At 58.6% G+C, this 15,872-nt stretch carries 7 protein-coding genes and 4 pseudogenes; 9 read left to right on the top strand and 2 right to left on the bottom strand.

All coding sequences use genetic code 11. The annotated features are described in order from the left end of the window. The first annotated feature begins 288 nt into the window (after nucleotides 1-288). The gene (locus SOPEG_RS17095) at nucleotides 289-2,295 is read left to right on the top strand and encodes a putative bifunctional diguanylate cyclase/phosphodiesterase (protein ID WP_335334101.1); all 2,007 of its coding nucleotides are present in this window, start codon (nucleotides 289-291) and stop codon (nucleotides 2,293-2,295) included. A 427-nt stretch (nucleotides 2,296-2,722) separates the two neighbouring features. Beyond that, nucleotides 2,723-4,146: pseudogene (locus tag SOPEG_RS17090) on the top strand (phospholipase D family protein). A 44-nt stretch (nucleotides 4,147-4,190) separates the two neighbouring features. Here SOPEG_RS17090 and SOPEG_RS30280 read toward each other — a convergent pair. Then, nucleotides 4,191-8,068: pseudogene (locus SOPEG_RS30280) on the bottom strand (phosphoketolase); the annotation flags it as partial. A 169-nt stretch (nucleotides 8,069-8,237) separates the two neighbouring features. On the opposite strand from SOPEG_RS30280, the gene istA reads away from it, so the two are divergent. The 3 genes and pseudogenes from istA to SOPEG_RS17065 all read left to right on the top strand — a co-directional run bounded on the left by istA (nucleotide 8,238) and on the right by SOPEG_RS17065 (nucleotide 11,763). Next, nucleotides 8,238-9,788 (top strand): IS21 family transposase, encoded by a 1,551-nt coding sequence (istA, locus tag SOPEG_RS17075; protein ID WP_081743044.1) that lies wholly within the window; start codon nucleotides 8,238-8,240, stop codon nucleotides 9,786-9,788. 11 nt (nucleotides 9,789-9,799) lie between these two features. Continuing rightward, nucleotides 9,800-10,423, top strand: a pseudogene (gene istB / locus SOPEG_RS17070) (IS21-like element ISSoEn3 family helper ATPase IstB); the annotation flags it as partial. A 131-nt stretch (nucleotides 10,424-10,554) separates the two neighbouring features. Then, on the top strand, nucleotides 10,555-11,763 hold the full coding sequence (locus SOPEG_RS17065; protein ID WP_025244030.1) for an IS256-like element ISSoEn2 family transposase: 1,209 nt from the start codon (nucleotides 10,555-10,557) through the stop codon (nucleotides 11,761-11,763). Here SOPEG_RS17065 and SOPEG_RS26575 read toward each other — a convergent pair. Then, a complete protein-coding gene (locus tag SOPEG_RS26575; protein ID WP_025246261.1) occupies nucleotides 11,754-12,188 on the bottom strand; it encodes a heavy-metal-associated domain-containing protein in 435 nt (144 codons plus the stop codon). The two genes, SOPEG_RS17065 and SOPEG_RS26575, sit on opposite strands and share 10 nt — an antisense overlap. A gap of 88 nt (nucleotides 12,189-12,276) precedes the next feature. Here SOPEG_RS26575 and cadR point away from each other — a divergent pair, with 88 nt between their 5' ends. The 4 genes and pseudogenes from cadR (at nucleotide 12,277) to SOPEG_RS17040 (ending at nucleotide 15,852) form a co-directional block, all read left to right on the top strand. Next, the gene (gene cadR, locus SOPEG_RS17055; protein WP_025246260.1) at nucleotides 12,277-12,756 is read left to right on the top strand and encodes a Cd(II)/Pb(II)-responsive transcriptional regulator; all 480 of its coding nucleotides are present in this window, start codon (nucleotides 12,277-12,279) and stop codon (nucleotides 12,754-12,756) included. Between the two features lie 86 nt (nucleotides 12,757-12,842). Next, complete coding sequence (locus SOPEG_RS17050) at nucleotides 12,843-13,022, top strand: hypothetical protein (protein ID WP_025246259.1); 180 nt, start codon at nucleotides 12,843-12,845, stop codon at nucleotides 13,020-13,022. 215 nt (nucleotides 13,023-13,237) lie between these two features. Next, nucleotides 13,238-14,098 carry a glucose 1-dehydrogenase gene (locus SOPEG_RS17045; protein WP_025246258.1) on the top strand — a complete coding sequence of 287 codons (861 nt, stop codon included), beginning with the start codon at nucleotides 13,238-13,240 and terminating at the stop codon, nucleotides 14,096-14,098. A gap of 540 nt (nucleotides 14,099-14,638) precedes the next feature. After that, nucleotides 14,639-15,852: pseudogene (locus SOPEG_RS17040) on the top strand (MFS transporter). Nucleotides 15,853-15,872: the final 20 nt, after the last annotated feature.

The following is a 15,872-nucleotide window of genomic DNA, read 5'->3' as shown; positions in this document are numbered from 1 at the left end:
CGAACGAAACCTCGCCCGCGCCGACGTTGACTATACTGAATTGAAACCACAGCAATCTGTTGCTCGTTTGACTTGGGCGATGGGCGGGCGGCAATAGTCAGTCTGTGAACCCGGCCCCTTCGGTAGCTACCCGAGGCACGCGGGTGTAAAGGGAGAGAAAGTCTCACTGCGTCGGGCTAACGGCGCCAGGGAAGAGACGGTGGACAAAGGCGCTATGGCAGCGAAGCATTGTGAGAGGCAACCATGAGTCAATCCCCGCTAGACCCGGAGGAGTAGCATCGCCTTGCCATCCTGGAAGAATATGGCGTTCATTCCGCCCTGACGGAAACCAGCCTGGATCGTATCATTCATCTCACGGCCAATATCTTCAATGTGCCGATCGTATTGATTTCGCTCTTAGAGGCGGACCGGCAACTGTTCGCCGCCAGCGTCGACGTGAGCGTGTGCGAGACGGGGCGCGAGCTCTCCTTTTGCGCCCACGCCATTCGCCAGCAGGACATGATGGTGATCCCGGATGCCCGGCAAGATACCCGCTTTGCCGATAATCCGCTGGTAACGGGCGATCCGCATGTCCGCTTTTATGCCGGCATGCCGCTGCGCAGCCAGACCGGTTACGCGCTCGGCACGTTATTCATTATCGACCGGACGCCGCGCATGGGGTTGAGCGAAAGCGATCGCCGCAATCTGCGAGATCTGGCGGCGCTGGTCATGGATAAGTTGGAGATGCGCCGCCTGGAACTGGCGCGCGCGGCCAGTAAGAGCCGTTTTGAAAACATCGCCCGTACCTCGCCCGACGCGATCATCTGCGTGGATCATCAAACGCATATCACTTTTTGGAACAATGCCGCCGTCAAGCTGTTCGGCTATACGCGGCAGCAAATCTTGGGCCATCCCCTCGCCATGCTGTTGCCGAATGCGGTGGTGGCCAGCCTGACGCAGCTGGCCGCGCGTCAGGAAGCGCACAGCGAAGGGGGAACGCTTGAGCTCTCGGTGCGCGCCGCCGGCGATCGCATGATCCCGGTGGAATTGTCCGTTTCGTTATGGATGGAGGGCCATGACGTCAGCTTTGGCGCCATTCTGTATGATATTACCGAACGGCGGCAGAATGAAGAGCGTCTGTTCCGCCTGACGCATATGGACTATCTGACCGGCCTGGCGAACCGGACGCAACTGTCTTCCAGCCTCGAACAGGCGCTGCGGGATGAAAAAGCCGCCATCATTATGCTGGTGGGTCTGGATGGTTTTAAGGATGTTAACGATAGCCTGGGTCACGACGGCGGCGATGCGCTATTGGTGGCGGTAGCACTGAAACTTCAGGCGGCGGTACGTTCGGGCGATACCGTGGCGCGCATGGGTGGCGATGAGTTTGCGCTGCTGCTGCCGGGGTTGGATGACGCCCGCCGGGCGGAAGAGATAGCTGACCAAATTATCGATGACATCTCGCACACGACCACCGTTGACGGCCAGGTGGTGACGATCAGCGCCAGTATCGGCATTGTGCTGTTTCCCCTGCACGGCGCGACGATGCAGGAATTGCTCACCAGCGCCGATCTGGCGCTGTATCAGGCCAAGGCCGAAGGCCGGCACTGCCGGCGGTTCTTTACCCCTGCGTTACGGGCGCTTTCCCAGGCCAGACGATCTTATCAGTCACAACTGGTGCGCGCCTACCAGCAGGGGGAGTTCGAGCTGTATTACCAGCCGCAGATGCGGCTGGCCGACAACGCGATCATCGGCGCGGAGGCGCTGCTGCGCTGGCATCATCCGGAGAAGGGGGTGCTCGGTCCGGCGGCGTTTTTACCGGCGCTGGATGCCGGGCCCTGGGCGGAGCGGGTAGGGGAGTGGGTCATCCGTACCGCTTGTCGACAGGCCGCCGATTGGCGCCGCCAGGGGGCGGCGGATTTTCGTGTCGGCGTGAATTTGTTCAATGTGCAGTTTCGCACCGGCGCCCTGGTGCATCAGGTTCATGGCATTTTGGCGGAAACCGGTCTCGACGCTGACGCGCTGGAGCTGGAAATTACCGAAAACATTATTCTGCGCTACGACGAAAATATGCTGCGGCCGCTTAAAGAGCTGCGTAGCGAAGGCGTCGGTATCGCCTTCGACGATTATGGGACCGGTTACGGCTCGCTGAGTATGCTGAAGGATTATCCGGTGACGCGGTTGAAGATAGACCAAACTTTCGTCCGCGCCATGTGCGATTCCGCCCCCGATGCCGCCATTGTGTGCGCCATCCTTTACCTCGGCAGCAGCTTCAAACTGGGGGTTATCGCCGAAGGCGTGGAAACGCTGGAGTAGGCGGAGATGCTGCGCTGTAAGGGCTGTCGGGAAGCGCAGGGGTTTTTATTCGGCCAACCGGTACCGGCCTTTGGCGAACTGTTGCGGACAGGTGTACGGTCGTAGTCCCGCGTTGCGCATGATGCATTATGCTATAGTTGAGTTAATAACCTTTTCAGGATAACGACAGCATGATGCCAGCTTTGATGTGCGGCGAGCGTTGTTTGGTTTTTCGTTATTATGCAGCACCGAGCCGGTACCCTCTTAGCCGTCATGGCATGCTCTGTTTCACTGCCGGGGGGGCAGCATGAGCCGCGGCGAAAATCCTATCGGCGCCACCGCTTTGCGGCGAACGGCGGCGGGCCGGCGCAGGCCTGGCGGCCGCGCGCTGCATCGTCTGCTGCTTTCCTTCGGCCGGCGGGGCGCTTTTCGCCCGCCGCAGCCGTCTTTGGCGCCGGCGCAGAAGCAGACCGCCGATACCCGACTGGGGCAGCTGTTAACGCCGCGCTATGCCGGTCATCCCGGTCAAAGCGGGATCCTTGCGCTGCAAGACGCCGAGGGCGCTTTCGTTGCCCGGCTGCTGCTGGCCGCGACCGCCGAACGCACCCTGGATGTGCAGTACTATATCTGGAACGGCGACATCACAGGTACCCTGCTGATGCATGCGCTTTACCAGGCGGCGGAACGCGGGGTGCGCGTACGGCTTTTGCTTGACGACAACGGTACCGCCGGGTTGGACGGTATATTGGCCGCCTATGATGCCCATCCACGCATCGAAATCTGTCTGTTTAACCCATTCGTCGTGCGACGGCCGAAACTTCTGGGGTATTTGACCCATTTCCGCCGCGCCAACCGTCGGATGCACAACAAATCCATGACCGCCGATAATCAGGCGACTATCGTTGGCGGCCGCAACATCGGCGATAAATACTTCGGCGCTACCAGCGGTATCCATTTCACCGATATGGATGTCCTGGCGGTGGGCGCGGTGGTGCCGGACGTGTCGCGGGATTTCGACCGCTATTGGTCCTGCGCCTCGGCGGTGGCGCTGGACCGCGTATTGCCCAGCGGCAGCCTGAAAGCGCTGCGGTTTGAAGTGGAGCGGGCGACCCTTGCCGCGCAGGCGCCACAGGCCCGCCGCTATCTACAGGGGCTGGCGGATACAGGGGCTGGCGGACTGTGCGATATTCAATCAGCTGGCCGACGATATACGCTGCCGATGCGTTGGAGCACGGTCACCATGGTTAGCGACGATCCCGATAAGGGACGACGGGAGCTGGCCTCACAGGAATTGATGATTTACCGGCTAAAACAGGTCATGGGCAACCCGGTGCGCCGCCTCGATTTGGTTTCGCCCTATTTTGTGCCCACCGGCGCCGGCGTGAGTTTGTTTGCGGCGAAGGTTCGTCAGGACGTTCAGGTACGGGTGCTGACCAAAGCGCTGTAAGCCACCGATGTCGCGGCAGTGCATGCAGGCTACGCCCGACGCCGGCGGGCGTTGCTTGAAGCTGGAGTGATGTTGTATGAAATGCGCCGGCAGCTCCGGCTCGAGTCTGCATGCGAAAACCTTTGCCCTGGACGACCAGCAGGTCTTTGTCGGGTCATTTAATTTTGACCCACGCTCGGCGCGGCTGAACACGGAGATGGGGTTCGTCATTGATGACCCCGTGCTGGCGCAGGCCGTCGACCGCGCTTTCGATGAGGAGGTGCCGGACAGCGCCTATGCGGTTACGCTGGATGAGGCGGGACGGCTGTGCTGACTTGAGCGCAAAGACGGCCGCGAGGTGCGCCACTACCACGAGCCGGGCACCGGGTGGCTCAAGCGCAAGATGATCGCCGTGGTCCCGCCTGCCCATCGAATGGCTGCTGTAGCGCGTTTACGCATGCCGACGATTTGGCGGCCGCCCCCGCTTGGGTCAGCTTCTCGCCTGCCAGCGCCAGTCGCGGACTTCCGGCATATCGTCGCCGTGGGCGCACACATAGTGATAGTGCTCATCAAGCTTGCGGCGAAATAGCGCGAGCGCCGCGGCCGCCGCCGGCGTTTGCTGCAACCCCGGCACCCGCTCAATGGCCTCTATCACCAAATGGAAGCGATCGACTTCGTTGAGCACCGTCATGTCGAACGGCGTCGTGGTTGTCCCTTCTTCCATGAAACCGCGCACGTGGAAATTGGCATGATTCTGGCGCTTATAGGTCAGGCGGTGAATCAAATAGGGATAACCGTGATAGGTGAAGATCACCGGGCGATCCGGCGTAAAAATGTCATCGAAAAAGGCGTCGGTGTGGCCGTGGGGATGCTGCTGTTTCGATTGCAGACCCAGTAAATCCACCACGTTGACGACGCGAATGATAAGGCTGGGCAACGCTTGACGCAGTAGATCCACCGCCGCCAGGGTTTCCATGGTCGGCACGTCGCCGGCGCAGGCTATCACAACGTCCGGCCCATCGCCGCCGTTTTCATTCCCCGCCCACGGCCAAATACCCAGGCCGGCCTTGCAGTGCGCTGCGGCCTCCTCCCACGTGAGCCATTGCGGTGCCGGTTGCTTGCCGGCGACGATAACATTGATCCGGTCAAAGGTATTCAGGTAGTGATCGCCGACCCACAGCAGGGTATTGGCGTCCGGCGGCAGATAAATGCGCACGATATCCGCTTTTTTATTGGCGACCAGATCGACAAACCCCGGATCCTGATGGCTGTAGCCGTTATGATCCTGACGCCAAACATGGGAGGAGAGCAAATAGTTAAGGGACGACACCGACTTACGCCAGGGCAGGCCGCGCGCAACCTTCAGCCATTTGGCATGTTGGTTGAACATGGAATCGACGATATGGATGAAGGCTTCGTAACAGGTGAACAGACCATGGCGGCCGGTGAGCAAGTAGCCCTCCAGCCAGCCCTGACAAAGATGCTCGCTGAGAACCTCCATCACCCGCCCCTCTTGCGACAGCGACTCATCAAAGGACTCGATTTTCTCCATCCACACCCGGTCGGTGGCGTCAAAGACGCTGCTGAGGCGGTTTGAGGCGGTTTCGTCCGGGCCGAATAGACGAAAGTGGCGGCGTTCAGAGTTAAGAGTGAACACGTCCCGTAAATAGTCGCCAAACACGGCGGTGGATTGGGCCTGTGTTTCGCCGCGGCGGGGGATCGCGACCTCATAATCGGCGATTGGCGGCACAATCAATTCCCGGCGCAGCAGGCCGCCGTTGGCATAGGGATTGGCGCCCATGCGGCGGTTACCCTCTGGAGCCAACTGCTGTAGCTCCGGCCGAAGCCGGCCATCGCTATCGAACAAGGTTTCGGGTTGATAGCTTTGCAGCCATTGCGCCAGAATTTGCCGATGACCGTCATCGTCGCGACAGCCCGCAACCGGCACCTGATGGGCCCGCCAGAAACCTTCGGTCTTTCTTCCCGTCCACCTCTTTCGGACCGGTCCAGCCTTTGGGGCTGCGCAGGAGGATAAGCGGCCAATGGGGAACGCCCTGCGGCGCGCTGCCCTGGCGGGCCGTCTTCTGAATTTCCTGGATAATATCAAACGCTTTATCCAGCGCGGCGGCCATCTGTTCATGCATGGGCATCGGCTCATCCCCGGCGACAAAAATAGGCTGATAGCCGTAACCGCTGAACAGCCGGTTGAGATCGTCGTCGCTACAGCGTGCCAGTAGGGTCGGATTAGCGATTTTATAGCCGTTAAGATGCAGGATCGGCAGCACCGCGCCATCACGCGCCGGATTGATGAATTTGTTGCCGTGCCAACTGGCGGCCAGTGGGCCGGTTTCCGCCTCGCCGTCGCCGATAACGCAGGCGGCAATCAGATCGGGGTTATCGAACACCGCGCCATAGGCGTGTACCAGGGAATATCCCAGCTCTCCCCCTTCATTGATCGAGCCCGGCGTTTCCGCCGCCGCATGGCTTGGGATACCCCCCGGAAAAGAAAATTGACGAAACAGCTGGCGCATACCGTCCTCGTTCTGCGGCACCGCCGGATAGTTCTCGCTGTAAGTCCCCTCCAGCCAGGTATTGGCCACCATGCCCGGCCCGCCGTGACCGGGGCCGCAGATATAAATCACATTGGCATCGCGCGCGCGAATGATTCGATTAAGGTGGACATAGACGAAATTTAATCCCGGCGTGGTGCCCCAATGGCCAAGCAGGCTGGTGCCGACATCGGCGAATACCGCCATCCACATCGTACCTACCCCCGCCAGCGTGAGGAGCAAAAACAGCGTCTTAATACCCAGCGCCAGGGTAATATTTTGCCGCAGAATGCGGTGGGTGGCGTGCGACAGCTGGATAAAACGCGCCACCTTTCGCAAATCATCAGACATCCGCGGTCTCAATGGCGGTATCGCTGCCCAGCGCACCCATGGCGAAACCAATATCCGCCCGCGCCAGCGCCGGCGCATCATTGATGCCATCGCCAACCATGCCGACCGTGCTCCGGTCTGCCAGCTGAGTTATCTTTTGCAGTTTATCTGCCGGCAGCAGGTCGCCATATGCCTCGTCGATACCCGCCTGCGCCGCGATAGCTTTAGCGGTGGGCGTATTATCGCCGCTGAGCATCAGGGTATTGACGCCAAGCTGATGCAACTGCGTGATGGCGTCGCGGCTGTGGGATTTCAGCGTATCCGCCACCGCAAACAACGCCTGCACGCGCCCTTCGCCCATCAACATCACGAGGGTTTTGCCCTGCTGTTCCAGCGCGGCGGCGCGCAGCGCAAGCTCATCGGTGGCAAGCCCCAGTTCATCGGCCAACCGCCGGTTGCCAAGGTACCACTGGCCGCCCGCTATGACGCCGGTAATGCCGCGACCGGGCAGGGCGGTGAAGTCGGATACCAAGGCGGGCGGCGTTCCGGCTATGTCCGCCGCCTGGGCAACGGCCTGCGACACGGGATGGTCGGAACGCGAAGCCAGCCCGGACGCCAACGGATAAAGCGCCTTGATATCCCGGGCGTCGAAGGTCAGGCTATCGGTCAGCACGGGTTTACAGTGCGTCAGGGTGCTGGTTTTATCGAGGGCCAGCCAACGCAGGCGCCGTCCTTTTTCCAGATAGACGCCGCCCTTAATCAAAATACCCTGGCGTGCCGCGGCGGCCAAACCGCTGACGATGGTGACCGGCGTGGAAATCACCAGCGCGCACGGGCAGGCGATCACCAGCATCACCAGTGCTTTGTAGATCCACGCATACCAGCCGCCGCCTAACAATAGGGGCGGTAAAAGCGCCACCAGCAGCGCCATGACCAGGACCAGTGGCGTGTAGATACGGGCGAAGCGGTCGACAAAGCGTTGTGTCGGCGCCCGGTTTTCCTGCGCTTCGCTGACGGCGTGGATGACACGGGCGAGGGTGGTGTCGTCGGAGGTGGCGCTAACCCGGTAGCAAAATGAACCGGCCTGATTGAGCGTACCGGCAAAGACCGCATCCCCCGGGCGTTTTTCCACCGGCAGGCTTTCACTGGTGATCGATGCCTGGTCCACCGTGGACTGCCCCTGTTCAACCCACCCGTCGAGGGCGACGCGCTCACCGGGTTTGACCCGCAACAGGCTTCCGACCGTCACCGTGCCGACGTCTACCTCTTGCCAGCTTCCGTCCGCCTGTTGCAGGCTAGCGATCGCCGGCACGCTTTGCAACAATCCGCCAATGGCGTTGCGGGCGCGATCGAGGGAACGGGCTTCGATCAGCTCGGCGAGGGTAAACAACACCATCACCATCGCCGCCTCTGGCCATTGTCCGAGCAACAGCGCACCGGTGACGGCGATGCTCATCAGCGCGTTGATATTCATCGTCCCCTGCCGCAGGTGCTGGTTCCGGTCACATCCGATCACTGATTCCGATTTCACCCGATCACTAATTCTGATTTCATCCGATCACTGATTCCGGTCGCCCGATCAGCGATTCCGATTCTGTCCGATCGCTCATCTTCTGTTCCGCCATACTCTGGAGACTTTTAGCTTCCGGGGGCATGGCATGGCACGTAAAAAGAAGAAAGCGAGAACGGAAATGTGCGTCTATATTAATGTGTTACGTATGAAATTCGAGCAACGTCGCTCGAATCGCACTATCGCAGCAGCGCTCGGCATAGGCTGTACTACCGTGCACGATATCCTCGGCCGATTCACGGTAGCTAACCTGGTCTGGCCATTGCCGGCGGAACTGTCCCCCGTCGACCTCGACCGCCTGCTCTATCCCGGCAAATCCGGAAAAGTTATCAATACCTTACCCAGCTGGCTTGATATCGATACCGAGTTAAGCCGCAAGGGCATGACCAAGCAGCTGCTCTGGATAGAATATCAGTCCGCCGTGGGCGGTGATGCCCTCGGTTACTCACAGTTTTGTGCACTGTTCCGTGACTGGAAAAAGAAGCAGCGGCGTTCCATGCGCATGAAGCACAAGGCTGGCGAAAAGCTCTTCATCGACTTCTGTGGCCCCACCGTACCTATCGTCAACCCTGCGACCGGTAGCGTACGCCAGGTCGCTATCTTCGTCGCTGCCATGGGCGTGTCAGGCTATGCGTATATCGAAGCCTGCGAAGGCCAGGACATGGCATCGTGGCTCAACGCCAATAGCCGCTGCCTGCACTTCATGGGTGGGGTTCCGGAGCTGATGATACCTGATAATCTGCGCAGCGCTGTCAGCACCCCTGACCGCTATGAGCCGGTCATAAACCAGAGCTACCAGGCGCTGGCAAATCACTATGAGACAGTGGTGCTACCGGCGCGCCCGAGAAAACCGAAAGACAAGGCGAAGGCAGAATCAACTGTGCAGCTGGTAGAACGCTGGGTTTTGGCCCGGTTGCGTAAACGTAGGTTCTACTCGCTGGCCGAACTCAACCAGGTGATACGAGAACTCAATCATGAGTTGAATTTGCGCCCGATGCGTCATTACGGCGGACAAAGTCGCCTTGAACGCTTCGAGCTGCTGGACAAACCGGCTCTTGGGCCTCTACCGCCCACACAATGGGAATACAGTGAGTATCTCGTTGCCCGAGTGGGACCTGATTACCACATAGACTACGGCAAAAACTGGTACTCGGTGCCGCATCCGCTGGTTGGCGAGCGCGTTGACGTCATCGCCACCCAACGGCTGGTGCAAATCCACCATAAGGGCGTCTGCGTGGCTACGCACCCTCGCAGCGATAACGCCTATAGGCACACGACTCAGGCGGCGCACATGCCGGCTAACCATAAGGGGCAGAGTCAGTGGACGCCGGAAAGGCTGTGCAGTTGGGCGCTGTCGGTGGGTGTGTGCACACTGAAAGTGGTCGAGTCCATCCAAAAGAGCAAAGCCCATCCGGAGCAGGCTTACCGCCCCGTGCTGGGGCTACTCAATCTGCAACGGCGCTATGAGACGACGCGACTGGAGAAGGCCTGCGCGCTGGCGTTGGAGAAAGGGTGCATTAACCGCTTTTTCATAGCCAACGTATTGAAACACGGTCGTGAAAGTGAGGTCACCCAGGACGGAGCCGGCGTATCAATGCTGGTTCACGAAAACCTCCGAGGTCCGGACAGTTATCACTAAGGAGAATAAATATGGATACACTGTTAATGGCTCTGCGAGAGCTGAAGTTGTCGGCAATGGTCCAGGCGTTGGAGACGCAACGCGAACTCCCGGGGAGTTATGGGGAGCTGGGGTTCGAGGAGCGGTTGTCGCTGATGGTAAAAGCGGAAAATTTGCATAGAAAAAACAACCAAATATGCCGTCTGCGACGGCAATCGCAAATGCGCTTGCAGGCAAAACCGGAAGATATCCGCTATATCCCTAGCCGAGGAGTGACACCGGAACAGATGCGAGATCTGCTAGGGGGACAATATCTGAAATATCAGAAAAGCATACTCATCACGGGGCCAACAGGTACGGGCAAAACCTGGCTCAGTTGTGCGCTTGGTGAGCAGGCATGCCGGCAGCAATATAGCGTGCGTTACTGGCGGGTGGGTCGGTTGCTGGCCCATCTTCACCAGTGTCAGGTAGACGGGACCTATCTAAAACAGCTTAATCAGTTAGAAAAAATAGAGTTACTGATCTTGGACGACGTGGGCCTAGAATCAATAAGTCCGATGCAGGCAACGATGCTGTTGGAGGTGATGGAAGATCGCTACGACAAAAGCAGCAGCATCCTGATCAGTCAACTGCCGGTGAAAAAATGGTATGGACTGACGCTTTGTTGAATAAATCCGAAATTTGTGACGACTTCCTCCCTATCAGGGCGATTGTTGAGCCTGTTTAGAAATTTGTGTATTTGCCTGATTTTGATATGTTCAATCCAACATCAAAAACAGGTTAATTTATGGACGAAAAACAGTTGCAGGCTCTGGCTAACGAACTGGCCAAAAATCTCAAAACCCCTGAAGATCTCAGTCACTTCGATCGGCTGCTGAAAAAAATCAGCGTCGAAGCAGCTCTCAATGCCGAAATGACCCATCACCTCGGCTACGATAAAAATCAGCCTAAACCGGGGACCAACGCCCGCAACGGCTATTCCACAAAAACCGTTACCACTGGCGATGGCCCGCTGGCGCTGCGTACTCCGCGCGATCGTGACGGTTCCTTTGAACCGCAACTGGTGAAGAAGAACCAGACCCGGATTACCGGGATGGATAACCAGATTTTATCGTTGTACGCCAAAGGGATGACCACCCGCGAGATCGCCGCCGCGTTCAAAGAGCTGTATGACGCCGATGTCTCGCCGGCGCTGGTCTCAAAGGTCACCGATGCGGTCATGGAGCAGGTTGTCGAATGGCAAAACCGGCCTCTGGATGCAGTCTATCCCATTGTTTATCTTGACTGTATCGTTCTAAAAGTCCGGCAGGACAGCCGCATCATCAACAAATCTGTGTTCCTGGCGCTGGGCATCAACATCGAAGGCCAGAAAGAGTTGCTAGGTATGTGGCTGGCCGAAAATGAAGGCGCAAAGTTCTGGCTGAACGTGCTGACAGAGCTGAAAAACCGCGGCCTGAACGATATCCTTATCGCCTGCGTAGACGGGCTGAAAGGTTTCCCTGACGCTATTAACGCGGTGTATCCGGAGGCGCGGCTCCAGCTGTGTATCGTACATATGGTGCGCAACAGCCTGCGGTTCGTCTCCTGGAAGGACTACAAGGCCGTCACCCGCGACCTGAAAGCTATCTATCAGGCCCCTACGGAAGAAGCCGGCTTGCAGGCGCTGGAAGCGTTCTCCAGTGCCTGGGACATCCGCTACCCGCAAATAAGTCGAAGCTGGCAGGCAAACTGGGCCAATCTGGCCACGTTCTTTGCCTACCCAACGGACATCCGCAAGGTGATCTACACGACCAACGCCATCGAGTCGTTAAACAGCGTGATCCGGCATGCCATCAAAAAGCGCAAGGTGTTCCCGACCGACGACGCAGTGAAAAAGGTGGTGTGGCTGGCGATACAGGCGGCCTCACAGAAATGGACAATGCCTTTGAGGGACTGGCGCATGGCAATGAGCCGCTTTATTATCGAGTTCGGTGACCGCCTGGACGGTCACTTCTGAGAAAAGGCATTTACACAGAATCGTGTACAGGGTCCGAGCGGCGCGTCGCCCGCCGCGACCTCTGGGGTAAACCCCAGCGACCGTATTGCCGTGAGTATACCGTCCAGGCTGTCCGGACTGTGGACCACCGTCAGTACCCGCTGCATCAAATTAAAGCCCATCGCCGTTACCGCGGGCATTGCCGCTAATTTCTTGCGGATCATCCCCTCTTCGGTAGGGCAGTTCATCTGCATGATGCGGATCGGCGTGCGTACGGCACCGTTCACCGCCTGCGATGCCGCGAGGGGCGCTGTGGCGTTCGCGGGCGCGGTGCGGGTGTCGCCGGCCTCCGGCGTGCGCGAGCCGCAGCAGGCGTCGTCGGCGTACAGGGGGCGGGCCTTAGTGATTGTCGCGGCGCGATAGGGTAATTTCTCCTTGCCGTTCATAGTGGCAATCTCCCGATGGCTTGTCGTTAGTTGTCAATTCAACACCCTGAAGCTACTATAGGGTCAATAGATTATTGGGGAGACTTGGATGAAAATCGGCGAATTGGCCCGTCTGGCCGGCTGTCCCGTGGAGACGGTGCGTTATTACGAGCGTGAGCAGCTGCTGCCGGCGGCAATACGCGATCAAAACAACAATTACCGCCACTACGACAAGCGTCACCTGGAGCAACTGGTTTTTATCCGGCGTTGCCGCTCGCTGGAGATGACCCATGACGAAATCCGTGAACTGCTCGCGGCACGCAGTCAGCCCGACGCCGGTTGTAGCGCCATTGATGGCTTGATTCAGGCGCATCTGGAACATGTCCGCACTCGCATGGCGGAGCTGCAGGCGCTGGAAGCGGAGCTTAACGATCTGCGCGGGCGCTGTGATGCCGCGCGCGCGACGCGTCATTGCGGCATTTTGCATGAGCTTGATCATCAAGCGCCGCCAGCGCGGGAGCCGACCGCGGCGCACGGCAGTCATGTCGCCGGCCGCCTGCACGGCAGCGACGTCAGCGGTAGCGTCTAGTCGGCCGCAACGCGCCCGTCGCCGTCAGTGTAGGGCGCTAGGCGTGCGCCAGACGCTTTCTTTTCTTTTGCCAATCGGGGCCTATGATGACGGAAAAAAAGCCTGAAGAAACGACGATCGATGAAGGATTAGCCAAGCTGCATGAAGCAAGCGAGCAATTGACGGAGCAACAACGTGACGCGCTGGCGCAAGCCGCAAAAGACACGGCGCAAGAGAGTCGGCGCGAGGGGCAGCCGACGCCGACGCCAGGTAAGAAACCGAGCTGAACGTCAGCCTGCTTCGGCGCGGTTCAGTCATGACGTTGCGCCGATGCGGCTATCAACCGGCCTACGCCAATGGCAATAGGTAGTAAACCCCCCTTCAATGTTCCTGCCCCTTTTGGGCCCTCGCCGCGCCATTTTTTCAACTACGCTTAGCGATGTGGCAAACATTATTTAATTAATTAGTTAATTAACTATTTATTAATTGAAGGAGGCGCCCCATGTCGTCTGATTATCCCTTTCCTCCACTGCCGGAGCAAAAACAGTCCCTCCCCGGCTCTTTTTTAGCGATGGATCCGCGCCCGGATCATGGCGAAGATCATTACCGCGGCTCTGGACGCCTGGCGGGCAAAAAAGCCATCATCACCGGCGGCGACTCCGGTATTGGTCGCGCGGTCGCCATCGCCTATGCCCGCGAGGGAGCCGATGTCGTGATAGCTTATTTAGATGAGCATGAGGATGCTCAGGATACGGCCCGTTTGGTGCAAGAGGCGGGTCAGCAGGCGGTGCTGGTGGCGGGGGATATTACCGATGCGGCGCATTGCCGGGAAATCGTTCGTCAGGCGATGCAATCTTTCGGCCGTATCGATATTTTAGTCAATAACGCCGCTTTCCAGCAGTTGCGTGAAGCCGTCGTGGACATTACCGACGACGAGTTTGACCGCACCATGAAAACCAATGTTTACGCCATGTTCCATATTACCAAAGCGGCGCTGGCGCACATGCCAAAAGGCAGCGCCATTATCAATACCGCATCAATCAATGCCGACAGGCCGAAAGCGATGTTCGTCGCCTATACCACCACCAAGGCGGCCATCGTCGGTTTCACTGGCAGTCTGGCGACGGCGCTGGCGGAGAAGGGCATCCGCTGCAATTCCGTGGCGCCCGGCTCCATCTGGACACCCTTGATTCCCGCCTCGATGCCGGTGGATCAGGTAAAACAGTTTGGCGGCGAAACCCCGATGAAACGAGCAGGGCAGCCGGCGGAGCTTGCGCCGGTCTACGTGATGCTGGCCAGCGAGGAAGCCAGCTACATTTCCGGCGCCAACGTGGCGGTAACGGGAGGAAACGCTATCATTTGATCCGCGCGGTGGGCAATGTCCCCCGTTAACCCCTCGGGAGCGCCCGCGTCTACTGTTGCCCCTATCGGGCGATGTCGGCCGCCGTCGCGCGCCTGCCGGTGACTTCCGGCAAACGGCTTGCCGGGCAAAGCCCTCCTTCTGCCCGGCGGCCTGTTGATGCTGCGCATAACCCGCCGCAGGGAACGCCACTCCCGCCCTAGCTATCATTCGCCCTACCGTGGGTGTCGTATGCCTTGTCGTACCCCTCTTTGTTTCCGACGTCGATCTCATTATCCGCCTTTGACGACTGTCCGCGCTGGCGGGATAGTCCTACGCGGGACATGGAGATTTACCCTTTGCATAGCTTTGAAACAACTTTCATCTAGCTGACTAATAATTAAATGTTATAAACAAATAGATAACACTGCCAAAACATGACATCAGCACCGGTTCCACGACCGGACACTTGGAGCGTGCCGTTCTCGTCCTGCCAATCGCGCCTCTCTATAGTGCTGCGCCTCGTTACCGGTACCCTACTTACAGAACCACAGGATCACATCTATGTTCAATTGGACCGCGACCCAGCGCAATGTGGCGTTCGCCTGCTTTGCCTGCTGGATGCCTTTGATTTCTTTATTCTGGTGTTTGTGCTCAGCGACCTCGCTGGCTGGTTTCATACCGATATCGCCAATGTTTCCATTTCCATTATGCTGACGTTGGCGGTCCGGCCCATCGGGGCACTGCTGTTCGGACGTTTGGCGGAGAAATTCGGCCGCCGGCCGATATTAATGGTCAATGTCCTGATGTTTTCATTATTTGAGCTGCTCTCGGCCTGGTCGCCCACGCTGGGGCTGTTTATCGCCTTCAGGGTTATCTACGGCATCGCGATGGGTGGTATCTGGGGCGTTGCATCCTCCCTTGCCATGGAAACCATCCCCGATCGTTCGCGCGGGCTGATGTCCGGTATTTTCCAGGCGGGTTACCCGGGCGGCTATTTACTGGCATCAATTATCTACGGACTGTTTTATGCGCTGGTCGGCTGGCGCGGTATGTTTTTTATCGGGGCGCTGCCGGTGCTGCTGCTGCCGTTTATCTATTTCAAGGTGCCGGAATCGCCGGTGTGGCTGGCGGCTCGTGAGCGCAAAGAGAGCGTGGCGCTATTGCCGGTGATCCGCATGCACTGGAAGCTGTGCGTCTACCTGGTGGTATTGATGGCCTGCTTCAACTTTTTCAGCCACGGTAAGCAGGACCTGTATCCCACCTTCTTGAAAGTACAACACGGTTTTGATCCCCATACCGTCAGCCTTATCGCCATCGGCTATAACATCGCCGCCATGCTGGGGGGGATCACCTTTGGTTCTTTATCGGAACGCATCGGCCGTAAAAAAGCCATGATCACCGCTTCATTGTTGGCATTGCCGGTGCTGCCGCTGTGTACATTTTCCTCTAGCTCTCTCACCATCGGCATCGGCGCGTTTCTGATGCAGTTTATGGTGCAGGGCGCCTGGGGCGTTATCCCCAGCTATCTTACGGAACTGGTACCCGCCAACTCGCGCGCGGTGCTGCCTGGATTTGTCTACCAACTGGGGAATTTATTGGCGTCGGTGAACGCCACGCTGCAGGCCACGGTCGCCGAGTCGCACGGTAACAATTACGGTCTGGCCATGGCGCTGGTGGCGGGAACCGTGGCGATATTGATAGCGATTCTGGTGTCGTTTGGCCGAGAAACGCGGGGGCTGACCATCAGCGGCAGTGTCGGCGCCCAGCGCGAATAGGGCGCGCTTTTCGCTCCCTT

The organism is Candidatus Sodalis pierantonius str. SOPE (assembly GCF_000517405.1).
GTDB lineage: Bacteria > Pseudomonadota > Gammaproteobacteria > Enterobacterales > Enterobacteriaceae > Sodalis_C > Sodalis_C pierantonii.
This window is presented reverse-complemented; position numbering and strand designations above follow the sequence as displayed.

Excerpts from the sequence above, each read along its gene's own strand:
- SOPEG_RS26575 (WP_025246261.1), bottom strand. The coding sequence starts at position 12,188 with ATGAACGGCAAGGAGAAATTACCCTATCGCGCCGCGACAATCACTAAG.
- SOPEG_RS17045 (WP_025246258.1), top strand. The coding sequence starts at position 13,238 with ATGTCGTCTGATTATCCCTTTCCTCCACTGCCGGAGCAAAAACAGTCC.
- cadR (WP_025246260.1), top strand. The coding sequence starts at position 12,277 with ATGAAAATCGGCGAATTGGCCCGTCTGGCCGGCTGTCCCGTGGAGACG.
- istA (WP_081743044.1), top strand. The coding sequence starts at position 8,238 with ATGGCACGTAAAAAGAAGAAAGCGAGAACGGAAATGTGCGTCTATATT.
- SOPEG_RS17050 (WP_025246259.1), top strand. The coding sequence starts at position 12,843 with ATGACGGAAAAAAAGCCTGAAGAAACGACGATCGATGAAGGATTAGCC.
- SOPEG_RS17065 (WP_025244030.1), top strand. The coding sequence starts at position 10,555 with ATGGACGAAAAACAGTTGCAGGCTCTGGCTAACGAACTGGCCAAAAAT.